This window comes from Micromonospora sp. WMMC273 (assembly GCF_027460285.1).
Lineage (GTDB): Bacteria > Actinomycetota > Actinomycetes > Mycobacteriales > Micromonosporaceae > Micromonospora > Micromonospora aurantiaca.
In genome coordinates this window covers 855,648-874,913 of sequence record NZ_JAPZBE010000001.1, presented here as the reverse complement: position 1 = coordinate 874,913, position 19,266 = coordinate 855,648, and the positions used below count along the sequence as shown (strand labels likewise).

Annotated in this window: 13 protein-coding genes and 1 tRNA gene; 3 read left to right on the top strand and 11 right to left on the bottom strand. The window is 69.1% G+C overall.

Annotated elements, in window-relative coordinates:
• Positions 1-3: 3 nt before the first annotated feature.
• From O7611_RS04270 to O7611_RS04240, 7 genes are all read right to left on the bottom strand, one after another.
• Complete coding sequence (locus tag O7611_RS04270; RefSeq protein WP_194799592.1) at positions 4-666, bottom strand: pentapeptide repeat-containing protein; 663 nt, start codon at positions 664-666, stop codon at positions 4-6.
• Between the two features lie 53 nt (positions 667-719).
• Complete coding sequence (gene amcA, locus O7611_RS04265; RefSeq protein WP_194799591.1) at positions 720-902, bottom strand: multiple cyclophane-containing RiPP AmcA; 183 nt, start codon at positions 900-902, stop codon at positions 720-722.
• The gene (gene amcB / locus O7611_RS04260; RefSeq protein ID WP_269696252.1) at positions 899-2,035 is read right to left on the bottom strand and encodes a cyclophane-forming radical SAM peptide maturase AmcB; all 1,137 of its coding nucleotides are present in this window, start codon (positions 2,033-2,035) and stop codon (positions 899-901) included. Before amcB ends, amcA (O7611_RS04265) begins: the two co-directional genes overlap by 4 nt.
• Positions 2,032-2,379, bottom strand: coding sequence for a hypothetical protein (locus tag O7611_RS04255; RefSeq protein ID WP_194799589.1), 348 nt, complete (start codon positions 2,377-2,379; stop codon positions 2,032-2,034). The genes amcB and O7611_RS04255 overlap by 4 nt, the downstream gene beginning before the upstream one ends.
• Positions 2,376-2,540: a multiple cyclophane-containing RiPP AmcA gene (gene amcA, locus O7611_RS04250; RefSeq protein WP_194799588.1), complete on the bottom strand. Its 165-nt coding sequence runs from the start codon at positions 2,538-2,540 to the stop codon at positions 2,376-2,378. Before amcA (O7611_RS04250) ends, O7611_RS04255 begins: the two co-directional genes overlap by 4 nt.
• A 442-nt stretch (positions 2,541-2,982) precedes the next feature.
• Positions 2,983-3,867 carry a phosphotransferase gene (locus tag O7611_RS04245; RefSeq protein ID WP_194799587.1) on the bottom strand — a complete coding sequence of 295 codons (885 nt, stop codon included), beginning with the start codon at positions 3,865-3,867 and terminating at the stop codon, positions 2,983-2,985.
• 7 nt (positions 3,868-3,874) lie between these two features.
• On the bottom strand, positions 3,875-5,254 hold the full coding sequence (locus O7611_RS04240) for a hypothetical protein (protein ID WP_442929325.1): 1,380 nt from the start codon (positions 5,252-5,254) through the stop codon (positions 3,875-3,877).
• Between the two features lie 422 nt (positions 5,255-5,676).
• Between O7611_RS04240 and O7611_RS04235 the strand changes: the two genes are divergently transcribed.
• Entirely contained in the window at positions 5,677-6,561 is an 885-nt protein-coding gene (locus tag O7611_RS04235) for a hypothetical protein (protein WP_269696250.1), read from the top strand.
• A gap of 198 nt (positions 6,562-6,759) precedes the next feature.
• Here O7611_RS04235 and O7611_RS04230 read toward each other — a convergent pair.
• Both O7611_RS04230 and O7611_RS04225 read right to left on the bottom strand, forming a co-directional pair.
• Positions 6,760-6,835: transfer RNA gene (locus O7611_RS04230), tRNA-Lys, on the bottom strand.
• Positions 6,836-6,898: 63 nt separating this feature from the next.
• Positions 6,899-9,964 (bottom strand): VWD domain-containing protein, encoded by a 3,066-nt coding sequence (locus tag O7611_RS04225; RefSeq protein WP_269696249.1) that lies wholly within the window; start codon positions 9,962-9,964, stop codon positions 6,899-6,901.
• 77 nt (positions 9,965-10,041) lie between these two features.
• Here O7611_RS04225 and O7611_RS04220 point away from each other — a divergent pair, with 77 nt between their 5' ends.
• A complete protein-coding gene (locus tag O7611_RS04220) occupies positions 10,042-10,776 on the top strand; it encodes a class I SAM-dependent methyltransferase (protein ID WP_194799583.1) in 735 nt (244 codons plus the stop codon).
• Positions 10,766-11,275, top strand: coding sequence for an SRPBCC family protein (locus O7611_RS04215; RefSeq protein ID WP_194799582.1), 510 nt, complete (start codon positions 10,766-10,768; stop codon positions 11,273-11,275). The genes O7611_RS04220 and O7611_RS04215 overlap by 11 nt, the downstream gene beginning before the upstream one ends.
• Before the next feature lie 608 nt (positions 11,276-11,883).
• On the opposite strand, the gene O7611_RS04210 is transcribed toward O7611_RS04215, so the two are convergent.
• Positions 11,884-12,294, bottom strand: coding sequence for a hypothetical protein (locus O7611_RS04210; RefSeq protein ID WP_194799581.1), 411 nt, complete (start codon positions 12,292-12,294; stop codon positions 11,884-11,886).
• Positions 12,295-12,382: 88 nt separating this feature from the next.
• Positions 12,383-19,186, bottom strand: a complete 6,804-nt coding sequence (locus O7611_RS04205; RefSeq protein ID WP_269696248.1) for a polymorphic toxin-type HINT domain-containing protein — start codon at positions 19,184-19,186, stop codon at positions 12,383-12,385.
• Positions 19,187-19,266 lie beyond the last annotated feature (80 nt).

Below are 19,266 nucleotides of genomic sequence, written 5' to 3'. Positions count from 1 at the left end.
TCATCAGTCTTTGCGGACGGCGAGGTTGAAGGCGGCGATGGTCAGCTGGGTGAGGTCAGGAAGTTGGTCCTCGCCGAGCGTGACACCGCGCAGGTTGTCCAGCGGCGCCTTGAGGCCGTGGAGCCGGCTGCCCCGCAGGTCGGCCCCGTCGAGGAGGCAGGAATCCAGTTCCAGACCGGCAAGATCACATGACCGCAGCGCGATCCGCGGTAGTCGGCAGGAAGACCACGCGCCGTTGGTGAGAGCGCAGTCGGTGAACGCGACCGAGCCGGCGGCGGTGACGCGCTGAAGTGTGGCGTAGTCGAAGCGGCAGCCGTCGAACAGAACATCCTTGAGGCGTACGTCGGTGAGTCTGGTGCCGGTGAACCGGGAGCCGGTGATCGCGCAGCGTTCGATGGTGATGCCGGTCAGGGTCGCGCCGGAGAAGTCGGTGCGGGTGATCTCGCAGCCGTAGAGGCTGCCGGCTTCCCAGGTGCTCTCGCTCAGGTCTACGCCGGTGATCAGACTGCTGCGGATACTGGCGTCCTCAAGGTGCGAGCCGCGCCACGCCGCGCCATTGACGAGTGCCTCGGTGAGGCCGTCGGCGAGGTCTGTGGTGGTGTCGAGGTCGTCCGGTTCGAGGTCTGGCAACAGGACCTTCACGTCGCCGATCGTGGTGGTGCGCATGTGTCCTCAACCTGTGTGGGTGCGGGGTGGGCACGCCACCCCGCGTGGGGCGGCTACTTCTTCTTGTTCCAGTTGTCCCAGCCGGGTCGACTGTCGAACTTTCCGCGGTTGTCCCAGGTGGGGCGGTTGTCGAACCTCGCCGCGTCGATCGACGCTACCGACCGCTGCGGGTCGACGCCGAGGCGGGCGAGTTGCTCGGGTGCGGCGTTGACGAGGGTCGCGAGTGCGTTGGTCATGGTGCTCCTCCTTGAGGGGTGAGGTGGTCCGCGGCGGCTCTGACGAGGGCCTGTCGGGCGGTCCGGCAGTAGGTCGTCTCACGGGCGGTGAACGTCGCGTGCTCGAAGTAGCGGTTGCCGGCCTGGGCGCCGCGGCAGAAGTCGTAGAAGTCGCAGTGGTCGGCGCAGTCGTTGAGGGCCGTGACGAACTCGGCGACGTAGTCCAGGTCGCCGGCGCGGGCGAGCATGGCGGTGATGGGCTGATGGAGAACGTTGCCGACAATGAAGTCGCCGTATCGCGGCTCGGTGATGCCGAGCAGCTCCGGTGACAGCAGCACTACCTGCCCATCCCAAGAGACGGTCGGGATCGGCTCGTACGGGGCGTGGTCGACGTGTCCGGCGCGGGTGGCGGCGAGGTAGTCGGCCAGCCGGTCCACGTCGCGGATCCGCAGCGGGCTGCCGCCGACGCGACGTGCGATGAGGTGCTGCCAGAACCGGTACGCGGCATCCTCCGAGACCGGTGCCCGGTCGGCGCCCTCCTGCTCTTCGATGTTGAAGCCCACGGACTCGCAGCTGGGCAGGCCGGTGAAGAAGTCGACGAGGGCTTCCGCGTGGTCGATAGTTTCCGGGGTGACCACACAGATCACCGAGTACGGCACCCCTGCGTCGGCCAGGGTCTGCATGCCGCGCAGGGTTCGGGCGTCCGTCGGGTTGCCGGCCCGGTCGAGGCGGTTCCGGTTCAACGCGCCCGGCCCGTCGATGCTGACCCCGACCTCGAACCCGTAGGCGGTGAACAGCTCGCACCACTGTCGGTTGATCAGCGTCGCGTTCGTCTGGATCTCGTGACGCACCATGCCCGCGCGCCGCAGCTCCTCGAACGGGGCCAGCAGCTCCCGGAACAGCCCGATGGGTGTGGCGGTGGGTTCGCCCCCGTGCCACACGACACTCACGGGATGACCGCTGTTCTGCAGGGCGATCGATTCGGCGCAGGCCTGCGCGACCGCGCCGCTCATCATGCGCCGGGATTTCCGGTCGGGCAGGTAGCAGTAGGTGCAGTCGAGGTTGCAGTAGCTCGTCGGCTGCACGACCAGGGTGTGGAAGCTGCCGGAGACCGCCGGTTGGCCAGTGGCGTTGATGAGGCCGAGGCCGTTCACGAGGTGGCCTCCTCGTCGATGCTGGCCGTGGTGGTGCTGACCCGATAGGCGGAAGCGTGGCGGGCCGGCCAGCCGAGGAACCGGTCGAACATGTCGGCGGCGCTGCCCGTGACGCTCGGGTTGAGCCGGTGCAGGTCGTCGATCGCGTCGTGCAGGCAGCCGGCCAGGTAGAGGAACAGGCTCACCGGCACTTCTCGGTACTCGGCCAGGAGCGCGAGCTTCGCTGCGCCGCAGGGCCACGGCTGCCCGCATCGGCGGCACAGCCACAGCGGGCGCGTCGGCAGATGTTCCACCTCGGCGGGTACGAGCCGGTTCACTGCGGGACGGCGCTGCTGCCCGGTCACCGGCGACCGCCCTCGCGGGCCTGCTGCTCGAACAGCCGACGCCACACGAAGGTGAGCAGCGGCGGATCAACGGGCCACACCTGCCCCGCCGAGGCCGTCCCCCTAGGCTCGGGGCGCCGAGACTGGCCGGTCATGGCGTTACGCGAGACGTAGACCGTCATGCCGTCACCCCCACCAGCAGCGATGAGCGGCGGGCCCGCCGGGGGAAGGGCGAGCCCGCCGCCGCACCACGGCGGCTGGGAGCAGACCGCCGATCACCCACCCGCGCAGCCCTCATGGCGGTACGCGAACGGGGATTCATCCGTACGGTCGACGGAGTGTCCGGCGCGAGCACTTGCCGGTGCGTCGGGTCGCATTCCGACCTGTCGCCGATCGACACGTCCATCTAGGGCTCCCTGGCGTGACATTGCCGCTGACCCGCCGACGCCATGGGATCCGGATCGTCCTGGACCGTTCCGCCGACGTGTTCCTGACGTCCACGATCGCGGGCGGCACGGGCCCGAGACAGACCCAGCGTGGTGGGCCACGGTGGGCCTCACTGTGGTCGGCCCCGACCGATGCGAGGAAGACAGGCGGTACTACGCCGTCCTTACGAGATTCATTTCAGAGGATGTGCCAGCGGCGGAGTTCCGGCCCGCCGTGGACAAGTCCTGCAATCCGGTGGTGCACCTCGTCGGCGGCCTCGGTCCCGGGGCGGGACTTTCGGGCGTTGGTAGCGATCATCTGCAGCTCGCGAAGCTGGCACAGCTCCTCGAACCCCGGCCAGCAGGTGGCATCCCAGCCGTAGGCGGCGGTGAAGCCGGCGAAGGCATCGGAGCCGGGCGGATCGAACCGGCGGCAGTGGACAGCGACCGTGGCGATGTCCCACTCGCGGGGCCCAAGGGCGGCGCCGTCCCAGTCGGCGAGTACGGGCGTGCCGTCGAAACGCCGGAGCGCGTTGCGAATCTGCGGATCTGACTGGATCAGGCTCGTGCCACGGGGAAACCGCATCGCCTCCCAGCCGGCGGCCAGCGTCTCGAGCCGGCCCAGCAGCAGATCCTGTTCCTTGCCGTTCAGGATCTCCGAACGGGTCACGGATAGCTCGATGCCATGGATCGGCCGCAGCACGGGCAATGGCAGCTGCGGAACAGGCAGGGAATGCAGATCCCGGAGAAGGCTTCCGAGCTCGGAGACGGTGATGGGATGGTCGTGTGCGGGGTCCAGACGCTGCCAGACAGTGACGGCGTGCCCGCCCACCTCCAACGGCTGGGACAGGCTCGGGTGAAGGCCGACCGTGGGGAAATCTCGGTCCACCAGCCAGTCGACCACGGCCACCATCGCGCGCACCCGGTCCAGGTGCTGGTCGCCAGGGGCGATCTTGATGACGACGTCCCCGACGGCGTAGACGGCGTTGGTGTGGTGCCGCAGCAGAGCCGCGTTCGAGTCGGCGTAGCCGAGGAGACGACATACCTCGGCGAGCACCGGTCGGGTGCGCGCCTCGACGAACATGGGGCTCCTAGGGACCGAGTGCGGCTGTGGCCCCCAGCCTACGGGCGCGCTCGCGGCAGGCCCGTATGTAGTCCGTCAAGGTGGCGACCTCACCCCGCTGGCTCTCTTCGGGGATCGCCGTGGCTACGTCGGTCGCGCGGGTCAGAATGATCTCCGTCCGCTGCGCCTCGGGCAGGTCCACGACGGCGTCACGCGCGGTCGCCGCCGCCTCGGTCGCCCGCCGGTCCCGCGCGAGGCACATGGACCGGTCCAGGGCGATGAGCGCCACGTCGATCGGTACGGCCGGAGCCGTGCCATAGAGCCGCAATGCCTCGTCCTGAACCCGGTACGCCTTCACCGTGTCACCGAGCCAGGTGTACGCGCCTGAGAGGTAGAGCAGCAGCCGCTTCGCCGGGAACCTGAACGCCACGTCGGTGTCCTCGTCGCCGGCCTGATCGAACAGCCGGCGTGCCTGATCGACGGCCGATCGCGCCTGCTCGGTGGCACCGATTCTGGCCAGGGCACGAGCTCGGCCCGCAGCCGCCAGGGCACCCGACGACGACGCGACCGACGTGGCCGCCAGAGCCGCATCAGCCAGAGCGACGGTCTGGGCGGGATCCCCGAAGTAGTACGGCAGCATCGCCGCCTGGGCGCGCACGAGCACCCGGAACCGAGCCTCCCCGCTGTCGTCCGCCGCGTGGATCGCTGTGCCGTACCACCGTCGAGCCTCGGCGACATCCCCGAGCCTCATCAACGCGTCAGCGCACATCGTCGCCAACAGAGCCGCCACCGCCGATAGCCGGGCCTGGACCGCCGCCGGCTGGCGCCGAAGCGATAGCACCTGCACCTCTCGGCAGTCGGCCGCCAGCAGTGACAGCATCGTCTGCGGCGAAGCTGAGGGATAGACCCGCAGGTGCTCGCCGGCGCTTTGCTCGATCAGCTCAAGCTGCCGAGGGGCGACACTCGACGCCGCCAGAGCCTCGTCCAGTCCCAGACGGAGTCTGACCAGGCCTCCGACCTCGCTGCTCCTCATTCGGGCAGGCGATCGACCCGCTCCACCGGCCACGGTCTCGATGCTGGAGTCAACCGGCATGGCGCTGTCCTCGTCGCGGCCGAGCCCCATGGCCGGACGCGGAATGTGCAGACCCACGGCGATCCGTTCCAGCACCTCGTACGCCGTGACCTGCCGGACGCCCTTGGCGATCTCAGTAGCGCGGTGGGGCGAGAGGCCAACGAGAGCCGCGATCCTGCCGTAGGACACGCCTCTGGCGTGAAGAAAGCGGAAGACCGCAGTGATGTCGCGTTGTCGCAGGAACTCACTGATCGGTCGGCCGTTCCACAGCCCCGAACTCCACCACTCGGGATCCACCTGCGCGGCCACGATCACCTCCGATCGGACGACGACCACCTGACAGCACAGCGCATCCGCGCCATCACATCAAGTCAATGGCGTCGAGTCGACAGCCCAACCAGAGTCGACGCTCGGGGTGGCATCCGAAAGACCCACGATGAGCTCCCAGGGTGTCCCCTCATGGAATCAGCGCAGGCTCCGGAGCACCACAACCTGTCCAGCCCGAGCCTTGGCCATCGGCCTGCGCAAGCGAAGCAAGTGAATGCAAATGAGGGAAGAGTGGTCTATCAATAATCCGTCATAGCCCAGCCGAAGGAGCGGATCTATAGGCTCCCAACAGGCAGAACGCCCGCAGAAGGTTGAGGCTGAAAGTCGAGCTGCCCCGACCCGTTCGCACATACATTGGCAACCATCGTTGCATTAACGTAGGGTCACCGGCTAGTCACGTTGAGCACAACGGACCGGGCGGTGACTCGCGGATGATGACTAACACCCACAGGGCTAACTGCGCAAACGCTCAAAGGCCAGGCTGCAAGTGTTCAGGCTGCGGGGGCTCGCAACACGGCTGGCAAGGATGGACGAGCCTAGCCGCCGACCAGCCAGAGAAGCGCGACGACCGGCGGCGCGAACTCAAGGAAGAGGCAGAAGCGGACCAACGATCCGGACGTCGGGGTTTTAACGCCCACAACCGCCAGGTCTACTTTGACCTTGCACGTCTGGACATCGCCGACTACCTGTGGGCCGCCGACAACCGAACCAAGATCAACGGTCGGTTGCCCCGCGATGTTGAACCATCATCGACGTCATCAGACCCTGGCCGGATAGACGCCGTCGCCGGAGAGGTCATGGAGAGCACGTGGCCCGAGATCTCAGCCGGCATAGACAGCCTCGTCCGGAACAAGGCTGACGCCAGGGAGGTCAAGAGGCTCCTGGCCGATCACACGTGGTGCAGCCTGCTGGTGGGCCTGATCCAGTTGATCGAGAGGATCAACAAGGCCGTCGACCTGCTCACGGATACCGCCAAGCAGTTCATCACCGGCGTGCTGTCGCAGCGGTTCGATTCGGGACTGCCCCGGCTGGTGACCGACGCTGTCATCCGCCTTGTCGTGGACAAGGTGTGGTCAGCCCTGGCGAGGCTACTGGAAGCTCACTTTCCCCTTATGGGTACAGACACCCTGCGCGCCCTCCGAATGCTGGCCATGTTCACCTGCCCCTCTGTCGAACACCACCCAGAGGTCTACAAGCACGCCGTCAGGCCGCTGATGGGCGACGCGCACGGGATCATCACGGACGAGATCAAGACGCAGGTAATAACCCTCTTCACCGCGTGGTGGCGGCGGCGCGCCCCGGAAGCTCTCGCCTAACGCCCGGACACGTCTGGCCCATCAACCCCGGGAAAGAACCAGCGGTGCGCGCCGCACGCACACGAGACCCGCGTTCAGTCCCACCCATGCCAGACCGGTCCAACAGCTCCCGAGCACCCTCCGAGCGACCACCCATCACCCGCGTAAGCGAAAAAGGCCCCGACCCGGTGCGTAACACCAGGTCAGAGCCTTGATCGTTGGTGCGCCGCCAGGGACTCGAACCCCGAACCCGCGGATTAAGAGTCCGCTGCTCTGCCAGTTGAGCTAGCGGCGCTCGCTGACAACGGGACGAGACGTTAGCACGCCCGCCGGCCACCACCGAAAACCAGGGTCGGCCTCACCGCACCGCCAGCGTGACCTGCCCGGTCGCGGCCCCGGACGGGTCCACCACCAGGGTGTACGCCCCGGACGCCGGCACCACGGTCGGCCCGAGTTCACCGGCCCCGTTGATCACGCAGCCGCTGCCGACGGTGCTGCCGTCGGGCGCGCGCAGCGCCAGCACGCCGCACTGGTCCGGCAGATCGGAGGCGGTCGCACTCACCGTCACGGACGTGCCGGCCGCAGCGGTGAACCGGTAGCCGGTGATCGCGCCGGGCCGGTCCACGACGGCGACGACAGGCGGCCCGCCGACGGTGATCGTCGCCTCCCGGTCCCGGCTGGTGACCACCCGCAGCGTGGCCGTGCCGGTGCCGCGTTCGGTGGGGTCGACCACCACGGTGTACGTCCCGTCGGCGGGCAGCGGCGTGCCGTCGACCTCACCGACGCCGTTGATCACGCAGCCGCTGCGCAGCAGCCGCCCATCGGCGTCCCGTAGCTCCAGCGGGGAGCACTGGTCGGTGAGCGTGCTCGTCGGCACCTCCACGTAGACGCGCTCGCCGGCGCGCCCGGTGAACCGGTAACGCGCCCGCGCGCCGGGTTGTGCGACTGTCGCGGTGACCGCCGGGCCGTTCGGTTGCAGCGTCTCGTCGCTGTCCCGGGCCGTGTACACCCGCACGGCGGCGCGGCCGGTGTCACCTGGCGCGGCGACGACCCGCAGCGCGTACGTGCCGGTGGCGGTGAGGTCGACGCGGTCGACGTACCCAGTGCCCTTGATGTTGCATCCGCTGGCGATCTCCCGTCCGTCCGGTTCGGTGAGCACGTACGGCGAGCAGCGGTCCCCGATCCCCGGTGCGGTGGCATCGACGAAGACGGCGTCCCCGGCTCGCGCCGCGAACGTCAGCGGCGCGCCGCCGGGGGTGAGCGTGGCGGTGGCGACGGGTACGGCGGTGATCGGGGTGGCGGCCGGTGGGGCGACCCGTTCGGTGCTCGCGCCGGCCACGGCGAACTCGGGTCGGCCGCTGACCGCGACGTCGAAGACGCATTCGGTGAGCTGGGCGGGCGCGGTGACACCGGCCCAGCGGCAGACCTGTTCGGCCGCCGCGCGCCGGGCCGGGTCGAGGTCGCCGACGGTGATCTCCCGTTCCGGGAACGCGCGGTCGGTGAAGGTACCGGTGTCCTGCCCGTCGTCGTAGTGCAGCAGCGAACGGTCCCTGGTGATCCGCCAGCTGTCCGCGTACGCGGGATAGAGCTTCGCGAACGGCACCGGCTGGGCCAGCGCCGCCCCGGAGGCGGGCGCGATGTCGTCGGCCGGGTCGCCGTCGAAGTCGCCGAGCAGTCCGCGTACCTTTCCGGCCCTGGTCTCGGCGAGCCGGACCAGCACGCGGTAGCCGTAGCGGCCGATCTGGTCCACCGCCGCGGCGGACCCGTCCGGCCACGTCACGTCGTACCCGTCGGTGGGGCCGGTGTCCGACGGACGGCGGGTGAGGATGCCGCCGCCGACCAGGTCGGTGCGGTCCGGCAGCGCGGCCGGTGACGCGCCGTCGACGTGCACCCGGGTGCCGCCGTCGGTGAGGGTGAGCGCGACGCGGTGTGCGCCGACCCGGAACGCGACGGCCGAGTTGACCGAGGCGGTGCGCGTGCCGGCCATCGGGGCCTGCCGGACCTGCACCTCCAGCGGGTCGCCGCCGGTGGCTGCCACCAGCGTGAACTCGCCGACCGCCTGGAAGTCGTAGGCGACCCGGTCGAACGTGACCAGGTGCGGGTCGCCGTTGCTGCCGCCGCAGTCGACGCCGTCCTCGCAGAGCTTCACCGGCCCCTTCGGCGGCGGCGTCTTCTTGGCCGGCTTCTTGCACTCGTCGAGGTTCTTCGGCAGCGTCTTCCCGTCGTACTCGGTGCGCGGCGGCAGCCCCTTCGCCGCCCGGTAGCGGTTCTCCGCGAGCGTCGCCTTCACCTCAGCGGTACGGATGCCGGTGCCGCCGCACTCGCCCTGCGACACCGCGTTGCGGGAGATGTCGTCGGCGTGGTTCAGCTCGTGGTACAGCGCGGCGCAGGGGTCGCGGGCCACCCCGTCGCCGTACGGGTCGGTGGAGGTCGGGTTCCACGTGACGGTCGAGGAGCCCTTGCCGTCGGCGCTGTCCGGCGTCTCGAACGCGCCGGAGCCACCAGTGGTCGGGATGATCCGCACCCGGGGACTCTTCTTGTCGCGCAGCCGGGGCAGCAGGCCGGACGGGTCGCCGCCGGGTAGCGCGAACCCGGCCAGGCAGCCGTCGACAGCCGCCTGGAAGTCGACGCCGCTGACCGGCACCCCGGCGGTCGGGTCGACGCCGTAGTCGGCCCGCGCCGGCCGGGCACCACCGCCGACGTACGCGCCGACGGCCACCAGCAGCACCAGGGCCACGGCGGCGGCTGTCGGCCGGCGTCGTCGGCGTACCAGCAGCACGACCAGCGCGACGACGAGCAGCGCTAGTGCTCCCCCGCCGACGAGCCAGAGCCAGCGCCGTCCGGTCCCGCCGTCGTCGGACACGGTGAACGTGGCGGTCCGCAGCGCAGTCGCGCCCGCGCACGGGTTCGTCGCGCCGGTGACCGGCAGCGTCACGTAGCCGGCGGTCACCTCGTACCGGCCGGGTGCGCCGACCGGCCAGAGCGTGTCCAGCCCACCGCCGTCCGGGGTGGCGGCCACCGAGCGGAGCACGACCTCGCCGTCGCGCAGCCGTACCCCGGTCAATCCCACGGCAGCGGTCGCTCCCGGCTCCACAGTGGTGAGCCCGGCGGTGGTGGCGGCGCCGATCCCGTCCTCGAAGAAGCTGCGGGCCAGCGTCGGCTCGACGTCGCGCCCGTCCCGGCGTACCCCCGTGATCTGCACGGTGCCGACGGGCCCGGTGGCGAGCGCGCACGCCGACCCGGTGGTGTTCGTGACGGTGAGATCGAGGCGGACCTGGTCCCCGGCGCGGTAGTCGGCCTGGCCGGGCCGCAGGGCCAGGCCGAGGCCGCCGTCGGCGGGCGCCGCGGCGCCGCTCGCCGCCCCGGTCGCCAGAGCGGTCACGAGTACGCCGAGCGCCGCCACCAGCCGCAGGGTCCACCTCATGGTGCGGACTGTAGAAGCGGGTGGGCCGGATTCCGCGCGGTCTGTCGGGGACCGGTCGGAGCCGTATCCTGCTGGTGATGAATGTCTTCGGTACGGTCGCCGACCTGTACGAGCGCGCCCGGCCCGGATATCCCCCGGAGATCGCCGAGTCGATAGTCGCCTACCACGGCGGCGCACCGGCCTCAGTCGTCGAGGTCGGCGCGGGCACCGGCAAGGGCACCGAGGTGCTGGCCCGCCTCGGCGCGCCACTGACCTGCGTGGAGCCCGACGCACTGATGGCGGCCCGGCTGGCCGAGCGGTTCCCGGAAGCGCGCATCGAGGCCACGACGTTCGAGCGGTGGTCGCCGCCCACCGGCGGGGTGGACGTGCTCGCCTGCGCGATGGCCTGGCACTGGCTGGACCCGGCCACCCGCAACGCCCTGGCCCGGCGCGCCCTGGCACCCGGCGGCACGCTCGCCGTCTTCGGGCACCGCTACGACTACGCCGACGCCGACCAGCAGGCCGCCGTCCGGGCCGCACTGCGATCCGTCGACCCCACCGTCCGGAAGCGGCCCGTCGACTGGTTCCATCGGGACATCCTCGACAGCGGGCAGTTCGACGACGTACGCCGCGAGGTGTTCCGGCGGGAGCTGCCGCTGGACAAGGAGCGGTACCTGGCGCTGATGCGCACGTTCGGGCCGTACCTGTCCCGCACACCGGAGCAGCAACGACGTGGGATCGCCGCCCTCGACCGGCTGGTCGACGACTTCGGCGGCACGGTCGTGCTCGACCTGCGGACCACGCTGGTGCTGGGGCGGGCCGATGCTGGGTGACCGGTGGGGTGTCTCCGACGACGAGACACGTCGCCGGTATCCGTGCGACGACGTCGTTCCCGCGCCCAACCTGCGGGCCTGGCGCGGGGTGAGCGTGGACGCGCCACCTTCCGCCGTGTGGCGGTGGGTCGCCCAGATCCGGCTCGCGCCGTACTCGTACGACTGGATCGACAACCTCGGCCGCCGCTCACCGCAACGGTTGGTGGACCTTCCCGAGCCGGTGGTGGGCGAGGCGTTCACGACTGCCGGCGGACGGCGTCGGGGCCGGATCCTCGCGGTCGAGCCGGGACACCACCTCACCGGCGAGATCATGGGCGCGGTTCTGTCGTACGTCCTGGTGCCCGACGCTGGGAACACCACCCGCCTGCTGCTCAAGGTGGTGATGCGGACGAACCCGGTGATCGCCCTCGGCGGATGCCTCGGCGACCTGGTGATGGCCCGCCGGCAGTTGCTGAACCTCAAGCGGCTCGCCGAGTCCGGCGACGGGTCGGCTCGCTGACCGTCGTGGCTAGCCTTTGAATCCGTTGACGACCGGCAAGGGTTCCCACCTACGTTACGCCGATGGCCGGGGTGGTGTTGGCCGCGGCAGTGTCGCATCGTCGATGGGCTTTCGCTCAGCCACGCGATAGAGCTCATTGATTGGCTGCGATTTCGTCCGTAGCCGCGACGGCGACGCGGGCACGGTTAGCCGCGCTGATTACGCGGGCACGGCGGCGACCGAGGACGTCTACTCGGTCGCCGCCTGGTGTGCTGGTGGATGGATCTGTGCGGCCGGCGGCCCGATGAGGCGATCTACGGCTGGCGATGCGGCGGATGCGGCATATGACGGTAATGTCGGTCTGGGCTAGGGCTTCAAGGCGGCGTCGGTCGCCTGCCCTGGCATGGCCTTCAGCCAGCCAGTTGCCCTGACTGCCAGCTAGTAGTGTGCCCGCGTCTGACCGTGCTGCTGCGCCACCGCCGGGCCGACTGCCCATTCGGGGAGCACCGTATTCATCTGCACGCCGCTGAGCGTCCGACAGCAACCGGGGCGCGCGACTCCGCACTTCTGCACGAAGTACGGAGCCGGCACGCCCCGAAAACTGTCCGACTACGCGCTGAGTCGCAACATCACTGCCGCCCGGCCAGGATTACCGAAACCCCTCCAACTGGCTCATTGATGTCATCCGGAGAGCTGGTAAATAGTTCAACTCCGGTAGACGAGATTGCGTACGACGAGTCGCCGTCGAACTCAACCGGGATATCACCCTGAGCCAGCTCATCAAGCACAGCCCCGAGGGGCCTTCCGGTTAATTGGATTCCACCAAGCAACACCGCCGTTTCGCCTCCAATCTCTATGAAGACGAGGCGGTCCGACTCGTCGTAGGACAGCATGACCATTCCATCTTCATAGATGTCGGTCACCCCCGAGCCCGGCACTCGCTCGAAAGCCTTGTAGCTTCCGAGCCGCTCGCGGTGACTGGAACGACTCTCCCCGAACCGGGCACGATCAAGGCCGATCCCAGGCAGGACTTCCAACACTCTTGAACCCTCCGGCATGGTCGAACCCCCCTTCGTTCTCCTGCGCTGCGATCAGCATATTACCCGCGACCACACCACACTGAAGGCATTAACACGGACTGAGACATATCGGCAAGTTGCTAATCATCTCATGTATGGCGTCATCATACTTGGAGCCAAACTTGCTCTGAATATCGTCGACGTCCATCTTTATCGCCCCGGCCCAATCCCCAGCGTCAACCAACGCTTTCTGTCGTGCCCGGTAATGCTTCGCTGCAGTACCCGATCCCCAGCTTGCAGTCCGATAGTGGTCCGCAGTGTCCATCTGAATCGCGGGACCTCTGGCCGTGGATAGCGGGCTGATGCTATTTGCAGGCATGTGATTACGTTCGATGCCAGACCCTCGCGGCGCATTCAGGTCCCCATGCGGTCCGCCCCGATATGGACCACCAGCGACCGCACACGCGGCATTGTTAACGTTGTGAACAAGGACCGGCGTGACGCCCGCTACCACGTAATACGTGTGGATGTCGTCGATCGTGAGGTTGTGGACCTGCGCCGGTTCCGTCCACTGCCGGGTCGCGCTGATCTGCACATGGGTACCGGCCGAGGTATGTAGCCACTGACCGGCCCGCAGATCGGCGGCGTCGACCCACTCGTCCAAGCCGGGTACCCAGAATGGGTGGTTGTCGGTGGCAACCACGCGCGCCGTGGCATCGCCGCTGTCACCGTCGGGATCGATGGTGACCTCGACCAGGTTCTTGCTGCCCTGACCGATGATGGTCGCCACCACCGGCTTGATCGTCGTCTTGCCGGTCACCGGATCGGTCACCAACACCATGTCGCCGGTCTTGACGTCCTCGATCGGCTTGCGCGACCCGTCGGCCATCACCACCAACGTGCCGGGCACGAAGCTGTTCTTGCAGTTGATGAATGCCTTGGCGTTGTCGACCAGGTCGATGAGCAGGCCCTTGACCCGGCTGGTCAGGTTGGCGAGTTTCTTCCACTTCCATGGAGCGCCGTATCTGACGGCCAGCTTGCCCAGGGCACCGCCGATCGCCGCGCCCGCGACGTTGACTGCCGTGGCCAGGCAGCCGCCCATGTCGCCCTTGAGGAAGCAGTCCAGGGCATCGGTGATGCCCAACTCGTCCATCAGGATCTTCGCCAGGGCCTTGGCAGCGTTGAGCATCTTCGCCTTGGCCGCGGCGATCCGCCGCTGCCTTTCCTTCTCCGCCGCCGCCCGCGCGGCCGCGGCCCGCTCCTCCGCTGATGCCCGCGGGTTGTTGTGGACGTTGATCGTGGGCTCGTCCGGGTCGTACGCGCCCGAGCAACCACCGCACCCGTCGTTGTGGCCCTTGACCTTGTGGTAGTTGCCGTACATGTCCTCGTAGTCGGCGCCCGGACCGCAGGCGTCGTCGGAACAGGCCTTGAGGCCGTCCGGGTCGGAGAACGAGATCGGGTTGTTGTTGGCGTACGCGTACCCGTTCATCTGCTGCGGGTCGTTGACGTCGATGATCGGGTCGACCGAGATGAACCGGCCGGTGATCGTGTCGTACTCCCGCGCGCCGATGTTGACCAGGCCTGTCGTGGAATCGATGTTCCCGTTGACGAAGCCCTTCTCCGTCGGCCACTGACCTGGTGACGCTCCCCGGTTCTCGCCGTACGGGGTCATCCGCCGGTGCGTGACAGCGCCGCTCTGGTCCACCACTGCCTGGCCGGTGCCGTGGTGGTCGTTCGCGACGTACCGGAGGCCGTCCACCTTGCGGACCAGGCTCGCCCCGCCCGGAAGCGAGTAGTACCGGGTGGCGTCGGTGGACCGGGTCTGGTGGTTCAGCCGGATCTCCATGCCCGGCAGGTAGAGCGTGGTCGAGGCCGGCTCCTTGCGGAGCATCCGGGAGCCGTCGACGTCATAGAGGAAGCTGGTCTTCTTGCCGGCTTCGGTGACCGACTCGAGGTTGCCCTCGGCGTCCCAGACCAGGGTCTGGTCCTCGCCGGTCCTCGTCCGCTTCTTCGTGTTGCCGGCCGCGTCGTACTCGTACGAGTACAGCCGGTCGCCCTGCGGAGTCTTCTCCGTCATCTGGCTCAGCGTGTGCGGCTGCGCCTGGCCCGCGGCCGGATAGGTGTAGCTGCGCTCGATGAGCGGAGTGCCGTTGGTCCCGTACTGGACCTCGGTCTTGCGGTTGCCCGTGACGTCGAAGGTGTAGGCGTGGTGGTACGGGGCCACGCCGCCCACCCCGGTGACCGAGGGCCCGCCGGCGCACGGGTCGGTCGCGGTGCTCGCCGACGTCCAGGCCCGCTCCATCCGGCGCAGGTAGTCGTACGTGAAGCACTGCGTGTCCTGCGTCCCGGACGGGTTGTTGGCGATCCGCAGGATGTTGCCGGACTGGTCGTAGGTGTAGCGGGCGTCGATGTCCACGACCGGGGCCGACTCGCGGTCCAGCCGTTGCCGGGTGAGCCGCTTGGAGCCCTGCTCGTACTCGTAGGTCGACCAGACCTTCCGGGTGCCCACCCGGGCCTCGGTCTGCAGGACCTCGCCGGTGCCGGCGTACTCGACGTCGGTCAGGTAAGGGGCGTCACCGGTCGCCGCGGTCAGTCGCTCAAGATCGTCGTAGGTGTAGGCGACAGTCTCGAACGGCAGCCCACCGCCGTCCGACATGCTCACCGACTGGACGCTGCCGTCCCGGTTGTACTCCGTGCCGAAGGTGTAGAAGCCGGCCAGTTCGGCACCGGCGTGCTCGGGCACGGAGTAGTAGGTGGCGTGCGGCCGGTAGAACTCGTCGTAGATCGAGAAGTACGTGGCGTACTCGTGCCCGTCGATCCAGCGGCTCGTCGAGGAGAGTTCGCCCAGCATCTCCAGGTCGTACGTCCAGCTGCTCAGCAGCTCGCCGGTGTCGGCGGCCCCCTTGTAGACGGCGATCTTGCGGCCGATCTCGTCGTACTTGGTGCTGATCGTCTGCTGGAGAACGTTCGTGGTGCTGGTGAGCCGGTCCAGGTCGTCGTAGCCGAACGTCGACGCGCCGGAGTCCGGGTCGGTCGACTTCGTCTTGCGGCCCAGCTGGTCGTACTCGTGGGTCCAGACGTTGCCCGCCGGGTCCTTGACCGTCTTCAACTGGCCGGCGTGCGTGTAGGTGTACTCGGTCTTGTCGAAGTCGCCCGTCGGCCCGCTGCCCTTGTACTGCCGCAGTTCGGTGGTCTTCCCGAGGGCGTTCGTGATCGAGGTCGTCGGGGTGCCGCCGGCCGGCGGATCGACCGAAACCCGGTCGCCGCCGTAGGTGGTCGTGGTGCGCCACTTCTCGTTGCCCGCGACCGCGAAGATCTCCGCCGTGACCCGGTCCGCGCCGTCGTAGACGTACAGCGTCTGGCCGTTGACGTCACCGTTGACGGCCGGGTAGATCACGTCGGTGGGCGCGCCCGCGACCGTGTACGTCGCGTACGTCTTCGCCATCTGGCCCGTGCCGGTGTAGAAGGTGTCGGCGACCGTACGGGTGCCGTCCGGGCCCTCCGACTGCACCTGGCGGGGCCGCAGCAGACCGTCGTGCAGCTTGTACTCGACGCTGTAGGAGCCGTCGTTCTGCCGCCGCTCGGTCTTGATGGCGACCGGCTTGTCGGTGCGGACCAGGTAGCTGTAGCGGATGCTCGGCTCCAGCCCGCTGGCGCCCGTCCGGTCCGGCATCCAGACCTTCGCCAACCGGCCCAGGGCGTCGTACTCCAGGACGCTCTTGAGGCCGTTCTGGTCCACCTGGCCGATCGGCACACCCCACGCCGGGGCGTAGTCGGTGGTGGTGACGAACTGCAGCGGGTTGGTCTCCTTGACCTTGGTGGTCAGGCCGTTGGTGTCCGTGTACACGGTCTTCGTGACCCGGCCCAGCGCGTCGACGGCGGTCAAGGGCCGGCCGTACGCGTCGAACGTGCCCTCCGACGCGCGGATGTAGGTGGCCGTCGTGCCGTTGTGGCTCTTCAGCCGCTCGGTCCGGGTCGGGTTGCCCAGCGTCGGCGCGACGCCGAACGCCTTGCCGTCGTAGAGCGTCCGGGTGTCGGAGATGACCTGCTTGCTGCGATCGGGGGTGGCCGAGCACGCCACCGACACCGACTCGACCCGCGACACCAGGCTGTACAGGTGGGCGGCCGCGTTGTCGGCGTACGTGGTCCGGCTGCAGGCCTCGTCGCCGGTGACCGCCACGTCACCCTCGTTCTCGGTCTCGGTCACCCGTCCGAAGCTGGTCTCGAAGGACGAGGTCTGCTTCGTCTCCCGCCACCCTCCGGCGGCCAGGGCGACCAGGCTCCGGGCGGTGGTGGTGTTGATGAACCAGGCCTTCTTGCTGCCCCAGCTGTGGGTCTCCGTCGCGGTGTTGTGCCGCCACGGGACGGCGATGCTCTTGCTGACCGCGTCGGCGCCGTCGTAGACCACGCTCTCCAGCTGGTGGCCGGAGAACTCGTTGTGGTCGGTGTGGCTCCCGCCGGTGGAGTCGGCGACGCTGACGGTACGAGTGCCGCCGTCCGGATCCTTGTCGCCGTGCATCCCTCGCAGGTAGCGGTACTCCGTCTTGGTCGTCTGGACCTGGCCGTCGCCGGCCGTGACGATCACGCGGCCGTAACCGCGCCAGTCGCTCCAGGTCAGGTCCTTCGGGTCGGAGATGCCGTCCGGGTCGGCGTGCCGCCAGGCCGCGCCGTCCAGGTACTGGTAGCGGGTCACCATGTCCGGCGCCCCGCCGGTGCGGTCGGTCTCGACGACCTGCTCGACCACGTACTTGTGGAACCAGTCGGTGATCGGGTCGCCGCTGCCGAGCGGGTTCCACTTCACCGGATAGCAGCGCCTGGTGCTGTTGCCCGGTGTGGGCAGCGTGCTCTTGGTGCAGTCCGGGCTGGCGTAGTTGACGTCGATCTGACCACCGGCGTCGGTCCACACGGTCGCCAGCCGGAAACGGACCAGCGGGGCGATGTTGTCGCCGTCGCGGTCGATCCGGTTGGGCAGTTGCAGACCGCCCAGTTCGACCGACGGCATGGCGATGTCGGCACCCGGCCCGTAGAGGCCGGTGTGGGTGATCTTGTGGAGCCAGAGGGTCCGCGAGCCGTCACCGTTGTCGGTGAGCAGGTGGTCGAGCTTCCAGTTGTCCACCGGCGTCCAGCCGGTGCCCTCGCGGATCTCGGTGGTGATGCCGGTCAGCCGGGCCCGGGTCCAGAACGTCGGGGTGATCTGGTCGAGCTTGCACTTGGTGTCCTTGGCGCAGTTCCGGTCGAACGGCACATCCGGCCAGTAGGGCGCGGTGGTGTTGTTCAGATCCTGCGGGTCGCAGTCGACGTTGCCGGACGGCAGGCACCGTTCCTTGGTCTCGAAGCGCACCCGGGCGGGGGCGTTGGTCGTGTAGACGGCCTCGTGCCGCTGGCCGTAGTCGACCCGCTTGAGCCAGCCGCCCCGGACGTACGGAACACCGTTGACGTCGGTCTTCTTGCCCCGGGCGTAGTAGTTGATCTCCTTCTCGTAGAAGTACGAGGTGACGTTGCCGTAGCGGTCCTTGACGTAGTCGAGGCTCCAACGCCACGCCTGGTCGCAGTAGGCCGACGTGAACGTCGCGTTGTAGCAGGGCTCGCCCGAGTCGTCGCCGTAGATCGGCACGGTCCAGGCCGAGCCGGTCTCCTCCTTGCCGGAGGTCCAGCCGGGAAGCCGGTTCAGGCCGAAGTGGTACTGGGTGCCGTCGGTGGTGGTGACCCGCCAGTACTCGCCGTCGTTGTCACCGTTCACCGCGCCGGTGAGCCGCTCGACCTTCGAGCCGTCGTCGGTCCCGAACCGCCAGGTGTCACCGGTCTTGACCAGTTCCGTCGACTTGCCGTTGAGCAGGATGGTCGCGTTGTCGTACGCCCAGCACTGGTCGGCGTACTGGTCGTGCCCGTCGTCCGAGCAGGGCTTGTACCGGCGCTCGATGTGCCCGGGCTCGTAGTTGAAGCCCTCACCGATCCACGAACCCTGGTTGTTTGTCGTCGCGGTCCGGCCGTCGACCGACTGCGACGAGTAGGCAAGCGCGATCGGCGGCGCGCCGCCGCCCGGCACCGGCGGGCTCCGCAGCGGGTAGCTCCAGGAGAAGCCACCCGTGGAGGGGGCCACCGACCACTTCGACGACGGCGACAGCTTCGTCGCGCCGTAGTCGCCCTGCGAGGAGGAGTCGGTGGCGGTCATGGCGAAGAGCGCCCCGGTGCCCGCCTCGGCGGAGAGCGTCTCGGCGGCGCTGTCGTTCGTCGTCGGCAGCGGAACCGGGGCACACTGGGCCTTCTCCGGCGTGGTCAGCGCGCACTCGGGCAGGCGGACCAGCCGCAGCCGGGCGCCGAAGTCGCCACCGAACGCACCGGCGACCCCGCCGTAGCCGAGGTCGAGACGGACGTTCCCGGCAGCGGCCTGACCGTCGGCCCGGTTGAGCCGGACGATCGGGCCGTCGACCTTGGCCTTCTCCGAGGCCTTCCGGTCGAGCACCTCGATGCGTACCTTGCCGGGAGCGGAGGCCGGACCGGCCGAGTCCGCCGCGGCGGCCGCGGCGGCGGGCGCGGCCGACACCGCGACCGGCAGGCCGCCGATCTTGGCGCTGGCCGCCGGGGCCTTCCCGGCGGTGGACCGGGCCGACGCGGGCGCCGGCACGGTGATGTCCGCGGCGCCGGCGGCGGGCCAGGTGACCTTCGCCGGGGCGGTGGAGGCGGCAGCCACCGCCGGGTTGGCCGCCTTCGGTTTGGCCGGCAGCGGGTCGCGCTTGGGCAGGACCTTCGACGCGTCCGAGGTCGACGGACGGTTCGGCTTCGCCTCGGCCGAGGCGGGTGGGGTCGCGATCTGGATGAAGCCGGCGGCCATGACACCGGCCATCGCCCAGGAAACCGGTCGTACGGTGTGGCGGACGAACCCGCCGGACCGGACCAGGAGTCGGGAGAACATCACCCCTCCAGGGGTTGGGGGAGAATAACGGGGAAAGGTCTCGCGTGCCGGTGGGCCCGCCCGGGAGCGGGCGGACCCAC